This window comes from Chroococcidiopsis sp. SAG 2025 (assembly GCF_032860985.1).
Taxonomy (GTDB): domain Bacteria; phylum Cyanobacteriota; class Cyanobacteriia; order Cyanobacteriales; family Chroococcidiopsidaceae; genus Chroococcidiopsis.
Genome location: NZ_JAOCNC010000001.1, coordinates 313,810 through 329,878, shown reverse-complemented (window position 1 = coordinate 329,878; position 16,069 = coordinate 313,810). Strand labels below are relative to the sequence as shown.

Annotated in this window: 16 protein-coding genes; 5 read left to right on the top strand and 11 right to left on the bottom strand. The window is 46.8% G+C overall.

The genetic code is table 11. The features are described 5' to 3' along the window. Positions 1-159: 159 nt before the first annotated feature. Positions 160-4,272 (bottom strand): cobaltochelatase subunit CobN, encoded by a 4,113-nt coding sequence (cobN, locus tag N4J56_RS01575; protein WP_317104836.1) that lies wholly within the window; start codon positions 4,270-4,272, stop codon positions 160-162. A 93-nt stretch (positions 4,273-4,365) separates the two neighbouring features. Here cobN and N4J56_RS01570 point away from each other — a divergent pair, with 93 nt between their 5' ends. Further along, positions 4,366-6,399 carry a GAF domain-containing sensor histidine kinase gene (locus N4J56_RS01570; RefSeq protein ID WP_317104835.1) on the top strand — a complete coding sequence of 678 codons (2,034 nt, stop codon included), beginning with the start codon at positions 4,366-4,368 and terminating at the stop codon, positions 6,397-6,399. A gap of 91 nt (positions 6,400-6,490) precedes the next feature. On the opposite strand, the gene N4J56_RS01565 is transcribed toward N4J56_RS01570, so the two are convergent. The 10 genes from N4J56_RS01565 to N4J56_RS01520 all read right to left on the bottom strand — a co-directional run bounded on the left by N4J56_RS01565 (position 6,491) and on the right by N4J56_RS01520 (position 13,267). Next, positions 6,491-6,979 carry a hypothetical protein gene (locus N4J56_RS01565; RefSeq protein ID WP_317104834.1) on the bottom strand — a complete coding sequence of 163 codons (489 nt, stop codon included), beginning with the start codon at positions 6,977-6,979 and terminating at the stop codon, positions 6,491-6,493. Positions 6,980-6,985: 6 nt separating this feature from the next. Continuing rightward, positions 6,986-7,360 (bottom strand): DUF6152 family protein, encoded by a 375-nt coding sequence (locus tag N4J56_RS01560; protein ID WP_317104833.1) that lies wholly within the window; start codon positions 7,358-7,360, stop codon positions 6,986-6,988. A gap of 196 nt (positions 7,361-7,556) precedes the next feature. Beyond that, positions 7,557-8,426 carry an NAD(P)-dependent oxidoreductase gene (locus N4J56_RS01555; RefSeq protein ID WP_317104832.1) on the bottom strand — a complete coding sequence of 290 codons (870 nt, stop codon included), beginning with the start codon at positions 8,424-8,426 and terminating at the stop codon, positions 7,557-7,559. Positions 8,427-8,461: 35 nt separating this feature from the next. Continuing rightward, positions 8,462-8,881 (bottom strand): peptide chain release factor 1, encoded by a 420-nt coding sequence (locus N4J56_RS01550; protein WP_317104831.1) that lies wholly within the window; start codon positions 8,879-8,881, stop codon positions 8,462-8,464. Position 8,882: 1 nt separating this feature from the next. Beyond that, a complete protein-coding gene (locus N4J56_RS01545; RefSeq protein ID WP_317104830.1) occupies positions 8,883-9,527 on the bottom strand; it encodes a serine/threonine protein kinase in 645 nt (214 codons plus the stop codon). Between the two features lie 92 nt (positions 9,528-9,619). Continuing rightward, the gene (locus N4J56_RS01540; RefSeq protein ID WP_317104829.1) at positions 9,620-9,868 is read right to left on the bottom strand and encodes a DUF6737 family protein; all 249 of its coding nucleotides are present in this window, start codon (positions 9,866-9,868) and stop codon (positions 9,620-9,622) included. A gap of 27 nt (positions 9,869-9,895) precedes the next feature. Beyond that, positions 9,896-10,189 (bottom strand): (2Fe-2S) ferredoxin domain-containing protein, encoded by a 294-nt coding sequence (locus N4J56_RS01535; protein ID WP_317104828.1) that lies wholly within the window; start codon positions 10,187-10,189, stop codon positions 9,896-9,898. Positions 10,190-10,312: 123 nt separating this feature from the next. Further along, positions 10,313-11,716 (bottom strand): NAD(P)(+) transhydrogenase (Re/Si-specific) subunit beta, encoded by a 1,404-nt coding sequence (locus N4J56_RS01530; protein ID WP_317104827.1) that lies wholly within the window; start codon positions 11,714-11,716, stop codon positions 10,313-10,315. Further along, positions 11,713-12,006, bottom strand: coding sequence for an NAD(P) transhydrogenase subunit alpha (locus tag N4J56_RS01525; RefSeq protein WP_317104826.1), 294 nt, complete (start codon positions 12,004-12,006; stop codon positions 11,713-11,715). The genes N4J56_RS01530 and N4J56_RS01525 overlap by 4 nt, the downstream gene beginning before the upstream one ends. 88 nt (positions 12,007-12,094) lie before the next feature. Continuing rightward, a complete protein-coding gene (locus N4J56_RS01520) occupies positions 12,095-13,267 on the bottom strand; it encodes a Re/Si-specific NAD(P)(+) transhydrogenase subunit alpha (protein ID WP_317104825.1) in 1,173 nt (390 codons plus the stop codon). 947 nt (positions 13,268-14,214) lie between these two features. On the opposite strand from N4J56_RS01520, the gene N4J56_RS01515 reads away from it, so the two are divergent. From N4J56_RS01515 to N4J56_RS01500, 4 genes are all read left to right on the top strand, one after another. Continuing rightward, entirely contained in the window at positions 14,215-14,727 is a 513-nt protein-coding gene (locus N4J56_RS01515) for a DUF2808 domain-containing protein (protein ID WP_015152368.1), read from the top strand. Positions 14,728-14,955: 228 nt separating this feature from the next. Next, on the top strand, positions 14,956-15,090 hold the full coding sequence (gene rpmH, locus N4J56_RS01510; protein ID WP_015152367.1) for a 50S ribosomal protein L34: 135 nt from the start codon (positions 14,956-14,958) through the stop codon (positions 15,088-15,090). A 136-nt stretch (positions 15,091-15,226) separates the two neighbouring features. Next, complete coding sequence (gene rnpA, locus N4J56_RS01505; RefSeq protein WP_410500291.1) at positions 15,227-15,640, top strand: ribonuclease P protein component; 414 nt, start codon at positions 15,227-15,229, stop codon at positions 15,638-15,640. After that, positions 15,627-16,019, top strand: a complete 393-nt coding sequence (locus N4J56_RS01500; RefSeq protein ID WP_039714946.1) for a PH domain-containing protein — start codon at positions 15,627-15,629, stop codon at positions 16,017-16,019. Before rnpA ends, N4J56_RS01500 begins: the two co-directional genes overlap by 14 nt. Positions 16,020-16,069 lie beyond the last annotated feature (50 nt).

Below are 16,069 nucleotides of genomic sequence, written 5' to 3'. Positions count from 1 at the left end.
AAGTTAAATGTGTGACAGCTTATCGAGTCGGGGCGAATAGAATTTGCGAAACTGGACAAACTCTCTCCGCCTGCGCGGACTGAGAGTTTAACCTGCGCAGGCAGGTTTTGTCCGTGTAGTTGCGACTTGCAGTCGCCCCAAGCTAGACATGAAATCTCGTTACTTTTCTTCGATCGCTCCTTCTGCTTGATGGGCGATCGCTCGTAACTTATCTATAATCTCTGGTGTCACTTGCCACAATCCTCGCTGTTTGGCTTCAATTAACCTTTCTGCCATATCTCGCAATGCCCAAGGATTTTTTTGTTGCACGAAGTCTTGGACGGCTGAATCGAATAAATAAGCTTCGGCAATGCCTTGATACATATAATCTTCAACGCAATGAGCTGTAGCATCGTAGGCAAATAAATAATCTACTGTTGCTGCCATTTCAAAAGCCCCTTTATAACCGTGACGCATCACCCCAGCAATCCACTTCGGATTAACGACGCGGGAACGATATACCTTGGCAATTTCTTCTTTTAAATGACGAATGCGAGGGTTTGCCGGAATAGAATTGTCACCAAAATATGTCTGAGGATTTTTACCGCGAACGGCGCGCACGGCAACAGTTAAACCACCTTGAAATTGATAGTAATCGTCAGAATCGAGCAGATCGTGTTCGCGATTGTCTTGGTTGTGCAAGACAATTTGCATTTCACCCAAACGTTGCTCGAATGCTTCTGGGGCGGCTCGTCCTTCTGAATTACGGGAATAAGCGTAGCAACTCCAATTAATATAAGCATGAGCTAAATCGCGATCGCCCGTCCAATTTTGCGCTTCAATTAATCCTTGTAACCCAGCTCCATAAGCCCCTGGTTTAGAACCAAAAACACGGTAAAGCGATCGCTCTTTTGCCTGTTCGGGTGTCAATCCCGCCGAGTACCAAAACTGGGTTTCGTGTTTCACTTTGGCAGCAAGGGGATTTTGTGCTGGCGGTTCGTCCAACTGAGACACGGCAATAACGGCACTGTCAAACAGATCGATTAAATTAGGAAAAGCATCGCGGAAAAAACCAGAAATTCTTAAAGTCACATCCACGCGCGGACGCGCCAACACCGATAGCGGCAAAATTTCAAAATCTACCACCCGCCGAGAAACCCCATCCCATACCGGACGGACTCCCAACAAAGCCAAAGCCTCAGCAATGTCATCTCCCCCAGTCCGCATGGTAGAAGTTCCCCAAATCGACAAACCAAGAGTTTTGGGATATTCTCCGTTTTCCTGCGTGTAGCGTTCGATTAAAGCTTCAGATGCTTTACGTCCGATATCCCATGCTGTTTCTGTCGGAATGGCACGGATATCCACCGAGTAAAAATTTTTTCCTGTTGGTAATACTTCTGGACGACCTCTCGTCGGCGCACCCGATGCCCCACTAGGAACGTAGCGCCCATCCAAACCGCGTAGTAAATTGGTAATTTCCTGTTGAGTCTGTGCTAAAGCGGGTAAGAGGCGATCGCGAATCCAGTTTATTGTATTGGTAATTGGTAATGGGTAATGGGTAATGGGTAATTGGGTTTTTTCTCCCTCAGCTCCCGAGAGCCTCCCCAGCTCAAGAGCAGCTCTTTTCTCCGACTCCCGACTCCCGACTCCCGATTCCCCAATCAATACTTCCACCAACTCAGCCGCATACTGTTCTAACACCTCGATCGCATCGCCAATTGTATGACAGGGTGTTTGAGTTTTTGCTGATAAAATTCGAGCGCTTGTTTCTGAAAGTTGAGTGCTGAAATCTGCCGTGAGGGGATCGAAATCCAATTCCCAGGCTTGAGCAATTGCGCGGGCGATCCCTGGCTGGTAGGAATTAGGTTGACGAGCGATCGCTACAATTAAATCTCGTAATTGTTCTCCTTGCGGGCATTGCCCAAATATATGTAAACCATCGCGAATTTGAGCTTCTTTGAGTTCGCATAAATAACCGTCGAGTTGGTTAATTGGTAATGGGTAATTCGTAGTTGGTAATTGGTTTTTTTCTCCCTCAGCTTCCCCAGCTCTTTTCTCCGACTCCTGTACGGGCGGGTTTAATTGCAGAACTGTTTGTTTTTCACAAGGCTCTTCAAAAAAACCCGCCTCTACGACTCCCGACTCCCGCTCCATGCCTAAGTCTAAATGTAAATTTTCTTGGACAATTAATTGCCAAATGCGATTGTTAATGGCTGGCAATCGAGTCGGATCTAGACTTTGAGCTTCGTAATACTCGTCAACTAAACTTTCTAATTGGTGTAGCGCTCCGTAGAGTTCTGCCCGCGTCATCGGAGGCGTTAAATGGTCGATAATGACTGCTTGGGCGCGGCGTTTTGCTTGCGAACCCTCCCCAGGATCGTTGACGATAAACGGGTAGAAATGGGGCATAGCACCTAAAGCAATTTCAGGATAACACTGACTTGATAGCGCCACACTTTTACCTGGGAGCCATTCCAAATTACCGTGCTTGCCTACATGTACGATCGCGTCAGCACCAAAATGCTGTCGAATCCAATAATAAAAAGCCAAATAAGTATGCGGTGGTTCTAAGTCAGGCGCATGGTAATTTAACGCCGGGTCGCGATCGTATCCCCGTGCTGGTTGAATACCCACGAAGACGTTACCGAGTTGAATGCCTGGAATTGGTAATGAGTAATGGGTAGTTGGTAGTTGGGAGTTGGGAGTTGCTTCTTCCCTATTCTCTGCTCCCAGCTCGTCCCTGCTCCCTTTCCCCCATCGACTCACAATCCCCGGCTGCACTGCTTCAGGAAGGGTGGCAAAATATTGTTGATACTCTTGCCAGCTCAATTGCTGTGGAAGCGATCGCCACTGACTATCAGGATCGTTTGTCACTCCAGATGTCAGGCGTTGGATCAGTTCGTCTCCAGTTTGCGGTAGATTTTCTACTTGATATCCCGCTTGCTGGAGCGATTTGAGAATTTCTATACAACTAGCAGGAGTATCTAACCCGACTCCGTTTGCCAAACGTCCGTCACGATTGGGGTAGTTTGCCAAAATGAGAGCGATTTTGCGTGCTGCTGGCGGACGAGAACGCAGCTGCACCCAACGCTGAGTTAGTTCAGCAACAAATTCCAGGCGATCGCGCACCGACTCGTAAACGACTACATTCGTCTCTAAAGCTGCATTCCAGCTCTGTACTGCTTTAAACGACACAGCACGGCTAATAATGCGCCCATCTACTTCTGGTAGTGCTACATTCATGCCGATATCCCGTGGCGATAGCCCTTGAGAACTTGTCTCCCAGGTTGAAATTGAACTGCTACTAAAAATAACTTGCAGTATTGGTATATCTAGTTGTTGCCACAAGTTAGGGGGAGTCGGGAGTCGGAAATCGGGAGTCGGGGAAACACGTGATAGAGAAAAACTTGTTGTATTTAATAAGACTTGAATTTCTAGCTCATCTTTAGGCTGGAAGTAAGATAGAACATCTGCTTGCACTTGTGGATCGCGTAGCGAAGAAACGAAAACTGGTACTGGTAATAGATTTCTAGCTACTAATGCTTGACAAAGATCGTCAATTACACCCGTATTACCTGCCAAATAGTGAGCGCGGTAGAACAGAATGCCAATTTTTGGTAATTGGTAGTTGGTAGTTGGTAATTGGTAGTTGGTAATTGGTTGCTCACCCCTAGCTCCCTTGTCCCCCTTGTCCCCATTTTGAATTTTGAATTTTGAATTTTGAATTTTGTCTCCGACTCCCTTCCACCCATATAACCCTACACGCGGAACCACCTGTGGAGGTTGAGAATTGTATGAAGTATGAAGGCAGAAATCGGCAGTGAATAGCAGAGCATTGATGGCATTTTCTACTCCACCTTCTAGAAAGTATCGCCACAGTCGATCTCCCACTGCTAACGGAACAGTCGAATGTGCGATTAAATCGGGGTCGATCGCGTCATCTCCCGGGATAACTATAAGTGCTGCACCAGTCCGCCGTGCTGTTTCCCGCACCACTTCTAAACCATAAGACCAATACGATCGTCCCCCCAAAAGCCGTAGTATAATAACTTGAGCTTTTTCTAAAACGTCTTCTGCATAAGTATCTATAACAATCTGTTGCTGTAATTGCAGCAAATTAGCAACTCGAAAAGTGGGAAAGTCCCTCGGTAACTGAGTCACTGCTGCTGCCAAAGTTTGAATATCGGTATCGGTAGCAGTAAGAAACACCAAAGGAGCTGGAGTTTGTGCAAATAAAGCGACACCATTAGCTTGAGGATTCCAATCTCCAGGGGTGGTACTGATACGATGCATATAACTCTCTGTTCGGCTTAGACTAGTGGTTAAGCTGCATGGGAAAACTTTCTTAGCCTATCATCCAAATCTTATCTATCTCAATCTGCGAAAATGTCTAGTTCTCAGGACTTGAGCTTCCATCAACTTTTGCCCCTGACAATTTTTCAGCAATTAGGGCAACTTCTTCAACAGATGGCTCAAGAATTGGGAAATGAAGCTTTGATAGTTACGGAAGAAGCACTGGTTTCAATTCCGACACGACTTGAAGCGACAGATAAGTTTACATTAGTCGTGTCACAACAATTTAGCGCTTTGCTAGTAGCAGAAAGAAGACTGGAGGCAGGAGCCAGGAGACATAGAGAAGATCTTACACTGAAAGAGTCAATAATTTTAAACTCAGTCAATTCAGAATTTGATACAGAAGCTTACGTTACACTGCACGAGCGAAACTCAGAATTACTCAATGCCAAATTAACATTTGAGCCAGAAGCGATCGCCGAATTTTTGCAACACCTAAACGGCTGCTTAGAAGATAATTCTCTTGCCCGCGCTACTCTAGCTCGATACAGCCAAGTCATTCAACCCAACAACGCTACCCTTCAAGGGAAATTTACATTAATGTTGCTATCCGTGCTAGCCCCAAGCTCGCACCAAAATGACGAACAAGAGTCGATTTACCCTTTTGTTTCGGTCTGCCAACCTGTAGAAGAGGCTTTGCACCAACAAATTGCCCACGAGCGTTTGCTCAACCAAGTGACAACTCAGATCCGTCAAAGTTTGGAATTACCCATCATCATCTCAAATGTAGTAGAACGAGTCCGAGAGTTTTTGCAAGTCGATCGCCTAGTAGTCTATCAATTTGAGCAGCAAGAATCAGTTATCGGGGAGCAGGGAGCAGGGAGCAGGGAGCAGGGAATCTTCGATTCCGCATTCCGCATTCCGCATTCCGCATTCTCGACTCAAGGTTGTGTCATCTACGAAGCCCGTGCTAGCAAGTCAATTGATTCCGTACTCAATTATCGAGAAGAAAATTGCTTCGTTCCCGCTTCTGGATGTTGGGAGAAATATCGCCAAGGTTTTACGCTGGCGATCGCAGATGTTGACAAAGCTTATGTTTTATCGTCTTGCTTGCTTGCCTTTTTGCAGAAAATTCAGGTACGAGCCAAGCTAATCGCTCCAATTGTATTTCAGCAACAACTTTGGGGTTTACTCATCGCACACCAATGCTACGAACCCCGCTCTTGGCAGGAAAATGAGAAAAATTTACTGCGGCGAATAGCCGAACAACTGGCGCTCGCAATCTATCAAGAAGAGTTAATGCGATCGCTGAAGCTGGAAAAACAAACCCTAGAACAAAGAGTGATCGAGCGGACACAAGCATTGCATGACGCTCTACTTGCAGCTCAAGCAGCTAGCCGCGCTAAAAGTGAATTTCTCGCTACGATGAGCCATGAATTACGCACTCCCCTCACTAGTGTCATCGGGATGTCATCTACCTTACTACGTTGGCCTTTAGGAGAAATGAGTCAGCGCCAACGTCAGTTCCTGCAAACAATTCACGATAGTGGCGAACATCTTCTAGCACTCATCAACGACATTTTAGAACTGACGCAGTTTGAGTCAGGCAAGGCAGTTTTAAATTTAAGCGAATTTGCTCTAGCGCAACTAGCGGAAGCCAGCTTGCGATCGCTGAGCGATCGAGCAACGCGCCAAGCAGTTAATATCATGCTCGATCTCAAAATCTCTCCCGACTATCGGCTTTTTGCCGATCCCCAACGAGTCAGTCAAATCTTATGGAATCTACTCAGTAACGCGATTAAATTTACTCCTGAAGGCGGAGAGGCGACTTTAAGAATTTGGAGCGAGAATGACTTTGCCGTAATTCAAGTAGAAGATACGGGAATTGGCATTGCTGAAGAACATTTACCTCTGATTTTTGAAAAATTCCAACAACTCGATTCTCCTTACCAGCGTCGTTCCGATGGGACGGGATTGGGTTTAGCTTTGACTAAGCAACTCGTCGAACTCCACCAAGGTCGGATTGAGGTTGAATCGACTCTGGGTACAGGCTCTATTTTTACTGTTTGGTTGCCTAATAACAGGGAGCAGGGAGCAGGGAGCAGGGAGCAGGGAAAAGAGAACTGAAGGAGCTGAGGAGGCTGAGGGAGCTGAGGGAGAGAATACTACAAACTCCACACCCCACACCCTACACCCTTGCTTCACGTACCACGCACCACTAAATATAAGCAATCAGACGACCGCAAACGATCGTCACAGCCCAGAGCAAGAGGGAGAAGATGGCGATCGCTCTCACTCCGACTGGCACTCGAACACGTCGATTCCACCGTTGAATTGACTTGGAATAATAAAGGTGAAACGCAGCTGCATTCATCCCAGCAAGGGCGATCGCCCCTAACTTTAGACGAAAGGCAGGATTAGCCGCGAGCGCTTCCGCTTCAGATGCAAATAAGAGGAAACCTGTCAAGAGGGCAGAGCCAAAACTGATGTAAGTCCAGGGTAAAAGATGCCCTGCCATGTCAGTCACTAGCAAATGGCGGGAAAAGCCTAGCAACCGCAGGTCGAACATGGCGATCGCTCCAACTAGAATGGCAAAGCTGATAATATGCCAAGTTTCGACAATTGGATAGAGCCACGCCCACTGTCGCATTGCCGCAGACAAGGCACTCTCTTGCAGCCAAGTCAACCAGCTTTGATGCTCAAGCATACTGTTCTAGCGTAGCGGTATAGTTTTTTCATCGACTATAATTTGCTCTGCTCGCATCTCATTTTTCTCGCTACGGTGAGGATAGCCTACGACATTAACCGTTTCCCCAACCTGCAATTTCTTTAGTGGTAGTCCTCGGTTTTGCAGTCGCGAAGGTGGCGCGAGGACGGCTTCCCATACTTGCTCTTTGGTTTGCAATTGTAAGACAACGTGTGGGTTATCGTAGCCTATTGCTTGAATTTTTCCTGAGAGGTTGAGCGTTTTGCTATTATCGTATTCGCTCCATCCGTGGTGTGCCATTGCCGTGCTTGTCCAAGTAGCCATGAAGATTGCTACACAACAAGCTGTGACTATCATCCGCATCATTTTCGTTCTCAGCATTTCTCTAGCCTCCGACAAGCGTAAGGTACTAGCGGATAATTTAAGGTAAGATTTGTGTCGCGCAAAGACGCAGAGGCGCAAAGAAGATCGCGCTTGTGTATCCTGTTTGCGATCGCATTACGGTCTAGTATGACTGCCAAATATGACGTAGATGTGTCAGATTCAATTTGCCATCTGCAACTGAAGTTTGGATTAATCAAGAATTATCTGAAGTCGCGATCGCAGAGTATAAGGCAGAATAGTCTGTATCAGCTAAGCCTCGCTTGATGGCAATTTCTAAAATTTGCCGGACTCCTTCTAAATGATTGATACTGAGTCCTAGCGATCGCGCTTCGGAAATAAATAAATTGGTATCTTTGAGTAAATGCTTGGTGGGAAAATTGGGATTGTCGTAATTGCGATCGAGCATTCGCTGTAGCTTTTTATCAAATGTGGGGGCGTAAAGGGCGCTTTGACGAAGGATTCGCATGAAAATTTCCACATCAATTCCCTGACGCTCGATTAAACTTAAACTCAGGGCGAAAGCACTGGTGAGAGAGGCTATGAGTTGATTGAGTGCTAGTTTCACAGCCGCCGCACTCCCGACAGCACCGATATGCAACGGTTCGGAACCGAAGTTTTGTAGCAAATTTAACCATCGCTGAAACAGTGCTGGCGAACTCCCTACCATCACAATTAATTTTCCAGCTTTTGCTTCGGGAATACTTCCTAGTACGGGTGCTTCAAGGTAATCGCCTCCAGCAGCAGTGACTTCTTGCTGAATTTCTTTGCTATCGGTGGGAGTAATAGTTCCCATTTGGATGATGGTGCGTCCCGATAAGTGTTGTTGGGAGGCTGGAGATAATAAAACATCTCGAATAGCATGAGCGTCGGTCAGCATCAAAATAATACACTCGCAGGCAGCTAAAACCTCATCTGGACGAGTTGCGATCGCCACGCCAGCCGATTTGAGCGGAGCTAATTTTTCTGGGGTACGATTGTAGGCAACTAGCTCTATGTTGGCAGCTAACAACCTTTGTGCCATCGGCAGTCCCATCAACCCAGTGCCGAGAAATCCTACCTTCACTACTTTCCCTCCTGGTGTACGAACAATTACACACCCTATCGCCAATAAGGACGACCTTTCCAAAATACTCCAATGACAATAGCAATTAGTTGCATTTCATTGTTGTATATATTGACTAGTCTTTCGGGAATGGGTAGGAATGACCTCACTAACAAGCATAGGGTCAAACAAAATACCAAAGCCCACAACACAGAAGCATTTGCGGTAATATTGGCGAAAAATTTTTCTAATAAGTAAACTGCTAAGACTCCAACCCCGACAACGCCAGCAAATTGTACCAACACACCCAAGCTGCCACCATACATTAAGTCAATAACCCGTGCTAGCGCTGGTGATAAGTCAGAGCCGACGAGAAATAAGAAATCTATAACGACAACTATTAGAGTTACAAGACTAGAAAGTAGGAATAGCGATCGCCACGGTAAGAATTTTAAACGACGGAGGGGATTTGACATATTACAAGCGTCGATAAAAACGGTAGAACTTGCGCACGATATTTAAAATAAAATAAGGCATTCGCAGCCGCAGCGGACAAAGAATCGGTAGATACAACCAGTAGTAAGCTTTCTTCAAATCTTGCCATGCCGAGCAAGCCTCTTTATGCAAGAAATCAGACACATCTACCACAAACCCCCTACCTTCCCACATCATAATATTCCGACCGTGGACATCGTGAGGATGCAGTTCGCGCTTGCGGGCATAATCTAAAGCTGCGTCGATGTCTTTAATCACTTGCTTTGGAATTGGTATTCCTTTATGCATACAGTCGTAAAGAGTCATGCCATACAACCGTTTCATGATTAGCCAGCCTTCCTCAGCGTATAAACATTCCGAGAAAGCAGGATGGGAACCCAAACGTTGGTAAACTTCTACTTCCTCCGTCCAACCTGGACGATAGGGCGCATAGACTTTCACGACTCGATCTGGCTGGCTGGGGTGATAGAATACTGCGGCATAATTCCCCGTTCCTAGTAATTGCCAAGGGGAAGGAACTTTAGTGACGACTACAGGGTTGTGGGGTTCGATGCTGTCAATCTGTAATCCAGGCAGTAATTCTCGCTCGATCAGCTCGATTAACCAATCCAGATGCGTTTGTTCCATATACAGTTTGCCAGGGATGGCAAAATTGCTCCCATGCTAACTTGACGCTGCGTCAGTGTTTTTGTTCGATCGCTTGCCACCGCGATCGCAGTCTATTCGTCGTTAGGTGGCAATGCGTCCAAAATACCATCTTGTATGACTAATCTAGGGTAAATGAAGAGAAAAAAAGTCATCCAGGTGAGTACGGGTATGGCAACGAGAATCGTCAGCCACCAAGTTTTCAGTAACAACCAACTACCGCTAATGAGCGTTACACCTGTAAGGAAAATCGACCAAGGCTGACACCACCAAGGCTTATAATTCCAGACACTGACGGGTTTGCGATTGGGAAGTTGATGCATGGTATTAACTTCTGATGGTATTAACTGCTAATGATGAAACTTTTTGTACAGCATAGTCGTGACGGGTTTCCCCTCTCTAAGGTGGCGTTGGGCGATCGCCAAAACTTCATCAGCACGTACCCCGCAATACCAAACCTCTTCTGGTAAGACTAATACCATCGGTCCCATACCGCATTGTCCCAAGCAAGCACTACTCACAACTTCCACCCCAGGAACTAACTGCGCTTGAAATGCTGCTAGTACCTTACGCGCACCTTGCTTGCGACAAGTACGGTTTTGACAGACTAAAACTCGCTGACGAAAATTAGATCCATTCCCCATGAATTTATCCAAACACAACATGTAGGGGGGCAATATTTAGGGGCGCACAGGTGTGCGCCCCTACATGAAACCAATTATTGTGAAATTTGCCTTCGGCTGCGCAAGAACCAAAATTTCAAATTCCTACAGATGCTTCACTTCCGAGACTAACTTCGCTACGGCATCTTTAGCACTACCAAAAAACATCATGGTTTTGTCTTTGTAGAATAACTCGTTGTCTACCCCTGCAAAACCCGTACTCATGCCTCGCTTAATCACGATTGTATGCTTTGCCCTGTCTACTTCTAAAATCGGCATTCCATAAATCGGACTCGCAGTATCGTGCCGTGCGGCAGGATTGACAACATCGTTTGCACCAATTACCAAAGCCACATCAGTTTGATCGAACTGGGGGTTGATATCATCCATGTCGTACAACTGGGTGTAAGGCACGTTTGCTTCTGCCAACAACACGTTCATGTGTCCCGGCATCCGTCCCGCTACAGGATGAATGGCATATTTGACTTCTACACCCAATCTGTCTAGTTGATCGGCAAGCTCCCGAACGGTGTGCTGTGCTTGAGCTACTGCCATGCCGTAACCAGGAACGATCACTACAGAACGAGCATAACCCAACATCATTGCGGCTTCTTCAGCATCTACAGAACGGGTAGTTTGATCGCCTGCGGCAGCACCACCTGCACCACTAGCCGAGCCACCGCCACCAAAAGCACCGAATAAAACGCTAATCAGGGAGCGGTTCATCGCTTTACACATGATCTCCGTCAGGATCAATCCCGAAGCGCCTACCAAAGCACCAGAGATGATCAGCACGTTGTTCATGACTACGAAACCAGCCGCACCTGCTGCTAAACCGGAAAAGGAGTTCAACAGCGAAATCACCACAGGCATATCGCCTCCACCGATGGGGACGACGAACATAACCCCTAGAACCAGGGAAACAGCGACTAATCCCAAAAATACGGGTAAATTAGTCGGATCGACCAACAAAAAGCCGCTACCTACGATGTAACTAATTAGCAGCAGAGCGTTGATTGGTTGCTGCAAGGGAAATGTAATCGGGGAACCACTGATAAGTCCTTGTAGCTTGGCAAAAGCCAGCATACTACCCGTGAAGGTGATGCCACCGATAAAGACATCTAGCAGCATGGAGATATTGGCATCGAGCGGCACTGGTTCGGCAGTTCCCAACAGTCGCCAAAACTCGGCAACTGCCACTAAAGCAGAAGCAGCACCGCCTAAACCGTTGAGCAAGCCTACCATTTGAGGCATTTCAGTCATTTGGACTTTGTAAGCCGCGATCGCACCTATTGCCGAACCGATCGCCAAAGCCACTACAATCATTTGATAGTTCAACACCTGGCGGTCGAGCAGCGTTGCCACGATCGCTAGAAGCATCCCGACTGCAGCTAAGAGATTACCGTTACGCGCTGTTGCAGGCGAACTCAGTTTTTTCAAACCGATAATAAATAAAGAGGCAGCGACTAAATAAGTCAGCTGAATCCCAGTTGGCAGAAAATCGCTCACGCTTTCACCTCTTTTTTCTTAAACATTTGCAACATGCGATCGGTGACTAAAAAACCACCGACGACGTTAATCGTGGCTAGAATCACGGCAATCAAGCCCAAAATCACTGATAAATTTGATTCCTTGGGACCAGAAACCAGCAAAGCACCGATAACCGCAATCCCTGAAATTGCGTTAGAACCAGACATCAAAGGCGTGTGCAGTGTTGGCGGGACTTTATTAATCACCTCAAATCCCGCAAATGATGCCAAAACAAACACGAATAAAGCAGCAATTAAAGCTTCTGTCATGAATTAATCCTCCTTTTGGTAGTCGGGAGTCGGGAGTCGGGAGCCGGAATTATTTTTGACTTCTGACTTTTAACTTTTGACTTTTGTTTTACCCATTACCAATCCCCACCAGTGTTGCCAAGGCTTCCTTTACCCGTGAGTTGCGAATTTCTCCAGCGTGGGTAATACAGGCTGCATCGATGATGTCGTCTTCAAAGTTGAGCTGAAGGCTTTTATCTTCCTTGTTAATCATCAACTGCACCAGTGACAGCAGGTTTTTGGCATACAACTGGCTGGCATGGATGGGTACGGATGAGGGGAGATCGATCGTGCCGATGATGGTGACACCATTGCGCTGTACGTCTTTTCCTGGCTCCGTGCAAGCACAGTTGCCACCTTGTTCTGCGGCTAAATCGACAACTACCGAACCTGGCTTCATCTGCGCTACCATTTCTTCTGTCACGAGGATCGGTGCTTTTCTACCAGGGACTTGTGCGGTGGTAATCACTACGTCTGATAGCTTGACGTGTTCCGCGATCGCTTCCTGAGTGCGCTGTTTTGCTATTTCCGAAACTTCCTTTGCATAGCCGCCAGCAGCTACAGTGTCTTCTTCTAACTGCACTTCAACAAACTTGGCTCCCAAGCTTTGGACTTCTTCTTTCACCGCCGGACGAATATCAAAAGCTTCTACTACTGCTCCCAGTCGTCTTGCAGTGGCGATCGCCTGTAATCCTGCTACTCCCGCACCAATTATGAATACTTTGGCTGGGGCGATTGTCCCCGCCGCTGTTGTTAACATGGGAAAGTACTTGGGTAAAGCTGCCGCTCCAATTAGCACTGCTTTGTAACCCGCGATCGAGGCTTGAGAAGACAAAGCATCCATGCTCTGCGCTCTAGTCGTGCGGGGGATCATCTCCATGCTAAAGGCGGAAATTCGCCGTTCTGCTAGCCGCTTGGCGATCGCAGGTTCTCCCAAGGGATTGAGAAAACTGATGAGGACAGCTCCTTCCCGCAACATTTCCACTTCCGAGCGTCCATCTTCGCGTTCTTGGGGGACTCCTACTTTCAGCAACACGTCTGCTTCCCACCACAGATATCCCGGATCGCTAACGATTTTGGCTCCTGCGGCTTCGTAGGCTGCGTCCGAGAAGAAAGCGCGATCGCCAGCTCCCGCTTCTACCCACACCTCTACACCTTGTTTTACCAATCGGGCAACGACATCTGGTACTAGAGCGACCCGACGCTCTCCAACTTCGATTTCTTTTGCCACCGCTATTTTCATGACTTCTCCGTTAACACAACAGCTAAATTCTTCCTCTCATGCGATCGCAAATCTTTGCGCTTTGTTAGCAGTTTTCTCGCGATCGAGTAATACTTAATCTCCCTACTCCTCTTTTACCAATTGCAATCTATTTTTGGTATCATAACAATGCAAAAATTGCAGATCTTGCGATCGATCCTCACATTTTTTCGATCTTATGTTGCGCTTCAAAGCTGAGATCTACCTCTTTAGCTTCTTTTATGAATTGCCAGATGAAAGTGAATGACTACCTCTACTGACAAGCCTGCTGTCATCTTTTTTCCTAAATATCAAGCAATTGTAATAGCACCCGATTTAGTCTGCGTTTTGTTCGGGTTTTGTCTAGAACTAAGATAAAACTATTAAATAAAACTTGCTCAAAAGGTATCTTGATGACTGTAGCGTAGACAACTATCAATTGTGTGACTCAAGAACTCAATTTTTATAACAAAAAGTTTATATTTCGTAATTTGTAATTTGTAATTCGTAATTGAGCAAGCAGCGATCGGTGACCAGTGAAGAAAGGGTGTGGGGGAGCCAGTGCGGTCTTGGAGGTGGCGCTATCGCGGACTTCGTCGCCCTCCGTTGAAGCAACTGGCGCTATCAGGGTGTAGGGTTGAATTGTGACTTGTGACTTGTGACTTGTGACTTGTAATTGCTCCGCGACTCTCCCTTGTCCCCCTTTGCCCCCTAATCCCCACTCCCTACCCTTCGGGAACGGCTTCGCCGAACGGTCGTGGGGAAGAGCGAGTTCCCCCTTGTCTCCCTACTCGTGCGCTCCCGACTCCCTGCTCCCTGACAACTGCAACTAATAACTAACACACAGCGTCTGTAGAGATCGAGCGAGTTCTAGTAAATTAGACTTAGTAACGCACTATTCTTGTTGTGAGGAGTGCGGCTCATTACAATTGTTGTCCGAAGGAGCTTTTATGCGTCGCCTACTTGCCTCGATCGCCGTTTCTGGCTTATTACTAACTGGGCTGCCCCTTGTATCATCCGCTCAGGGTACATCAGGATTTACTCTCTGGAGTGGCGTAAAGCGCGAGAATCAACTCCCCTACAAACTAGACTTTGGCGGACAAACTAGCGGCTGGGATCGCTATCGGTTGAGAATTCCACAGAAAAAGCTGAATTTAGCAGTATCGCAGTTTTCTATTTCCTACCCAGACTATTTTAAAGGTAAATTTGACACCGATCGGATTGAGGTACGGATTAAGGGTGATAAAGTGCCTTTGCAAGAAGTTGTTTGGGATAAGGAAAATCATAAAGTCGATATTTATCCTAAAGAACCCGTTCCAGCTGGTAGCAGAGTGGAATTGGTCTTCTCGAACGTAAAAAACCCTAGCTCTGGTGGTACTTTCTACTTTAACTGTCAGATTCAAACACCTGGAGACGTACCGCTACTGCGCTATCTGGGAACGTGGATCGTTACTATCAGTTGATTAGGGAGTAGGGAGTCGGGAGCAGGGAGTCGCGGGGAAGAGAGGTGAGGGAGCGATCGGGAGCGCAAGGTTGCTGAGGGAGCTGAGGAGTAGAGGAGAAATTACTGGTAACTGGTAACTGGTAACTGCTCGCTACTCACTACTCACTTAGCTAAGAAGTTTTCATGCTAAAATTGCAGATCGTGACTTTTTTAGCTAAAAATTCCGAATAACTGAGAGAGCAGATTTATGAAACGCACGCTGGAAGGTACTAACCGCAAAAGAAAGAGAACATCTGGGTTTCGCGCTCGGATGCGTACCCCCGACGGACAAAACGTGATTAGAGCGCGCCGCAGAAAAGGTCGTCACCGCCTCACTGTCTAAAGTCCCTAACAGAAGTGACTGAATCAGTCAGTAGTGAGTGGTAATTGGTAATTGGCGCTTTTGCGAAAGACAATTAACTAGCTGCTGACAACTCTTCCCTACTCCCTGCTCCCTTTCTTCACTGATAACTGGTCATTTGGGTTTGTCAAAAGTAAATCGGCTCTCAAGTAGAGAAGACTTTCGCGCCGTATTTCGAGCTGGAATACGGCGCAACGGCAATCGCATGACTTTGAGGGCTTTGCGAATGCAAAATGCCACAACCTCAGTAGCAGACGGCAAGTTAGCCACAGCTACGCATAAAGTAGGTGCGCCTACACGGATCGGTATTTCTATTAGCACAAAAGTGAGTAAAAAAGCAGTCGTCCGCAATCGGATTAAGCGACAACTGCGGGTTGCCTTTCGCTGTCTATTGCCCCGTATTTCACCTGGATGGTTACTGGTGGTTATCGTTCAACCATCAGCAGCGCAGCAGGAGTGCGTAACCAAACAATTTCTGCAAGAATTAGAGCAGTTATTGGTAGCAGCCGAGGTGCTTAATGGGAATTCGTGAAGAAGTTTACTACGAAGGTGGTCCTCATATCGGGGATCTCATTATTAATTTGCTCATCGGGCTGACGCTGATTGGTATCCCCTTGACAGTTGGTGCAATTGTACGGGCATTGTGGTTGCGCTACCGCATCACAAATCGCCGTATTTCTGTTACAGGCGGCTGGATGGGGCGCGATCGCACCGATATCATTTATGCTGAAATTGTCAAAATTGTGAAAGTACCGCGCGGATTCGGTTTATGGGGCGATATGGTACTAACTTTAAGAAACGGTAGCCGTTTGGAAATGCGGTCAGTTCCCAAATTCCGCGAACTATACGACTATATCAGCGAAAAGGCAGCAGAAAAAAATCCTCAAGTCAAGACCAAAGCTACAACTTGAGAATATTATGTAAGCAATTAGTAGTTCTTTATTGGACAGTTCTCTGTTGT

Bases quoted from the DNA above. Each gene is read 5' to 3' on its own strand.
- cobN (WP_317104836.1), bottom strand. From the start codon at position 4,272: ATGCATCGTATCAGTACCACCCCTGGAGATTGGAATCCTCAAGCTAAT.
- N4J56_RS01570 (WP_317104835.1), top strand. From the start codon at position 4,366: ATGTCTAGTTCTCAGGACTTGAGCTTCCATCAACTTTTGCCCCTGACA.
- N4J56_RS01565 (WP_317104834.1), bottom strand. From the start codon at position 6,979: ATGCTTGAGCATCAAAGCTGGTTGACTTGGCTGCAAGAGAGTGCCTTG.
- N4J56_RS01560 (WP_317104833.1), bottom strand. From the start codon at position 7,360: ATGCTGAGAACGAAAATGATGCGGATGATAGTCACAGCTTGTTGTGTA.
- N4J56_RS01550 (WP_317104831.1), bottom strand. From the start codon at position 8,881: ATGTCAAATCCCCTCCGTCGTTTAAAATTCTTACCGTGGCGATCGCTA.
- N4J56_RS01545 (WP_317104830.1), bottom strand. From the start codon at position 9,527: ATGGAACAAACGCATCTGGATTGGTTAATCGAGCTGATCGAGCGAGAA.
- N4J56_RS01540 (WP_317104829.1), bottom strand. From the start codon at position 9,868: ATGCATCAACTTCCCAATCGCAAACCCGTCAGTGTCTGGAATTATAAG.
- N4J56_RS01535 (WP_317104828.1), bottom strand. From the start codon at position 10,189: ATGGGGAATGGATCTAATTTTCGTCAGCGAGTTTTAGTCTGTCAAAAC.
- N4J56_RS01525 (WP_317104826.1), bottom strand. From the start codon at position 12,006: ATGACAGAAGCTTTAATTGCTGCTTTATTCGTGTTTGTTTTGGCATCA.
- N4J56_RS01520 (WP_317104825.1), bottom strand. From the start codon at position 13,267: ATGAAAATAGCGGTGGCAAAAGAAATCGAAGTTGGAGAGCGTCGGGTC.
- N4J56_RS01515 (WP_015152368.1), top strand. From the start codon at position 14,215: ATGCGTCGCCTACTTGCCTCGATCGCCGTTTCTGGCTTATTACTAACT.
- rpmH (WP_015152367.1), top strand. From the start codon at position 14,956: ATGAAACGCACGCTGGAAGGTACTAACCGCAAAAGAAAGAGAACATCT.
- N4J56_RS01500 (WP_039714946.1), top strand. From the start codon at position 15,627: ATGGGAATTCGTGAAGAAGTTTACTACGAAGGTGGTCCTCATATCGGG.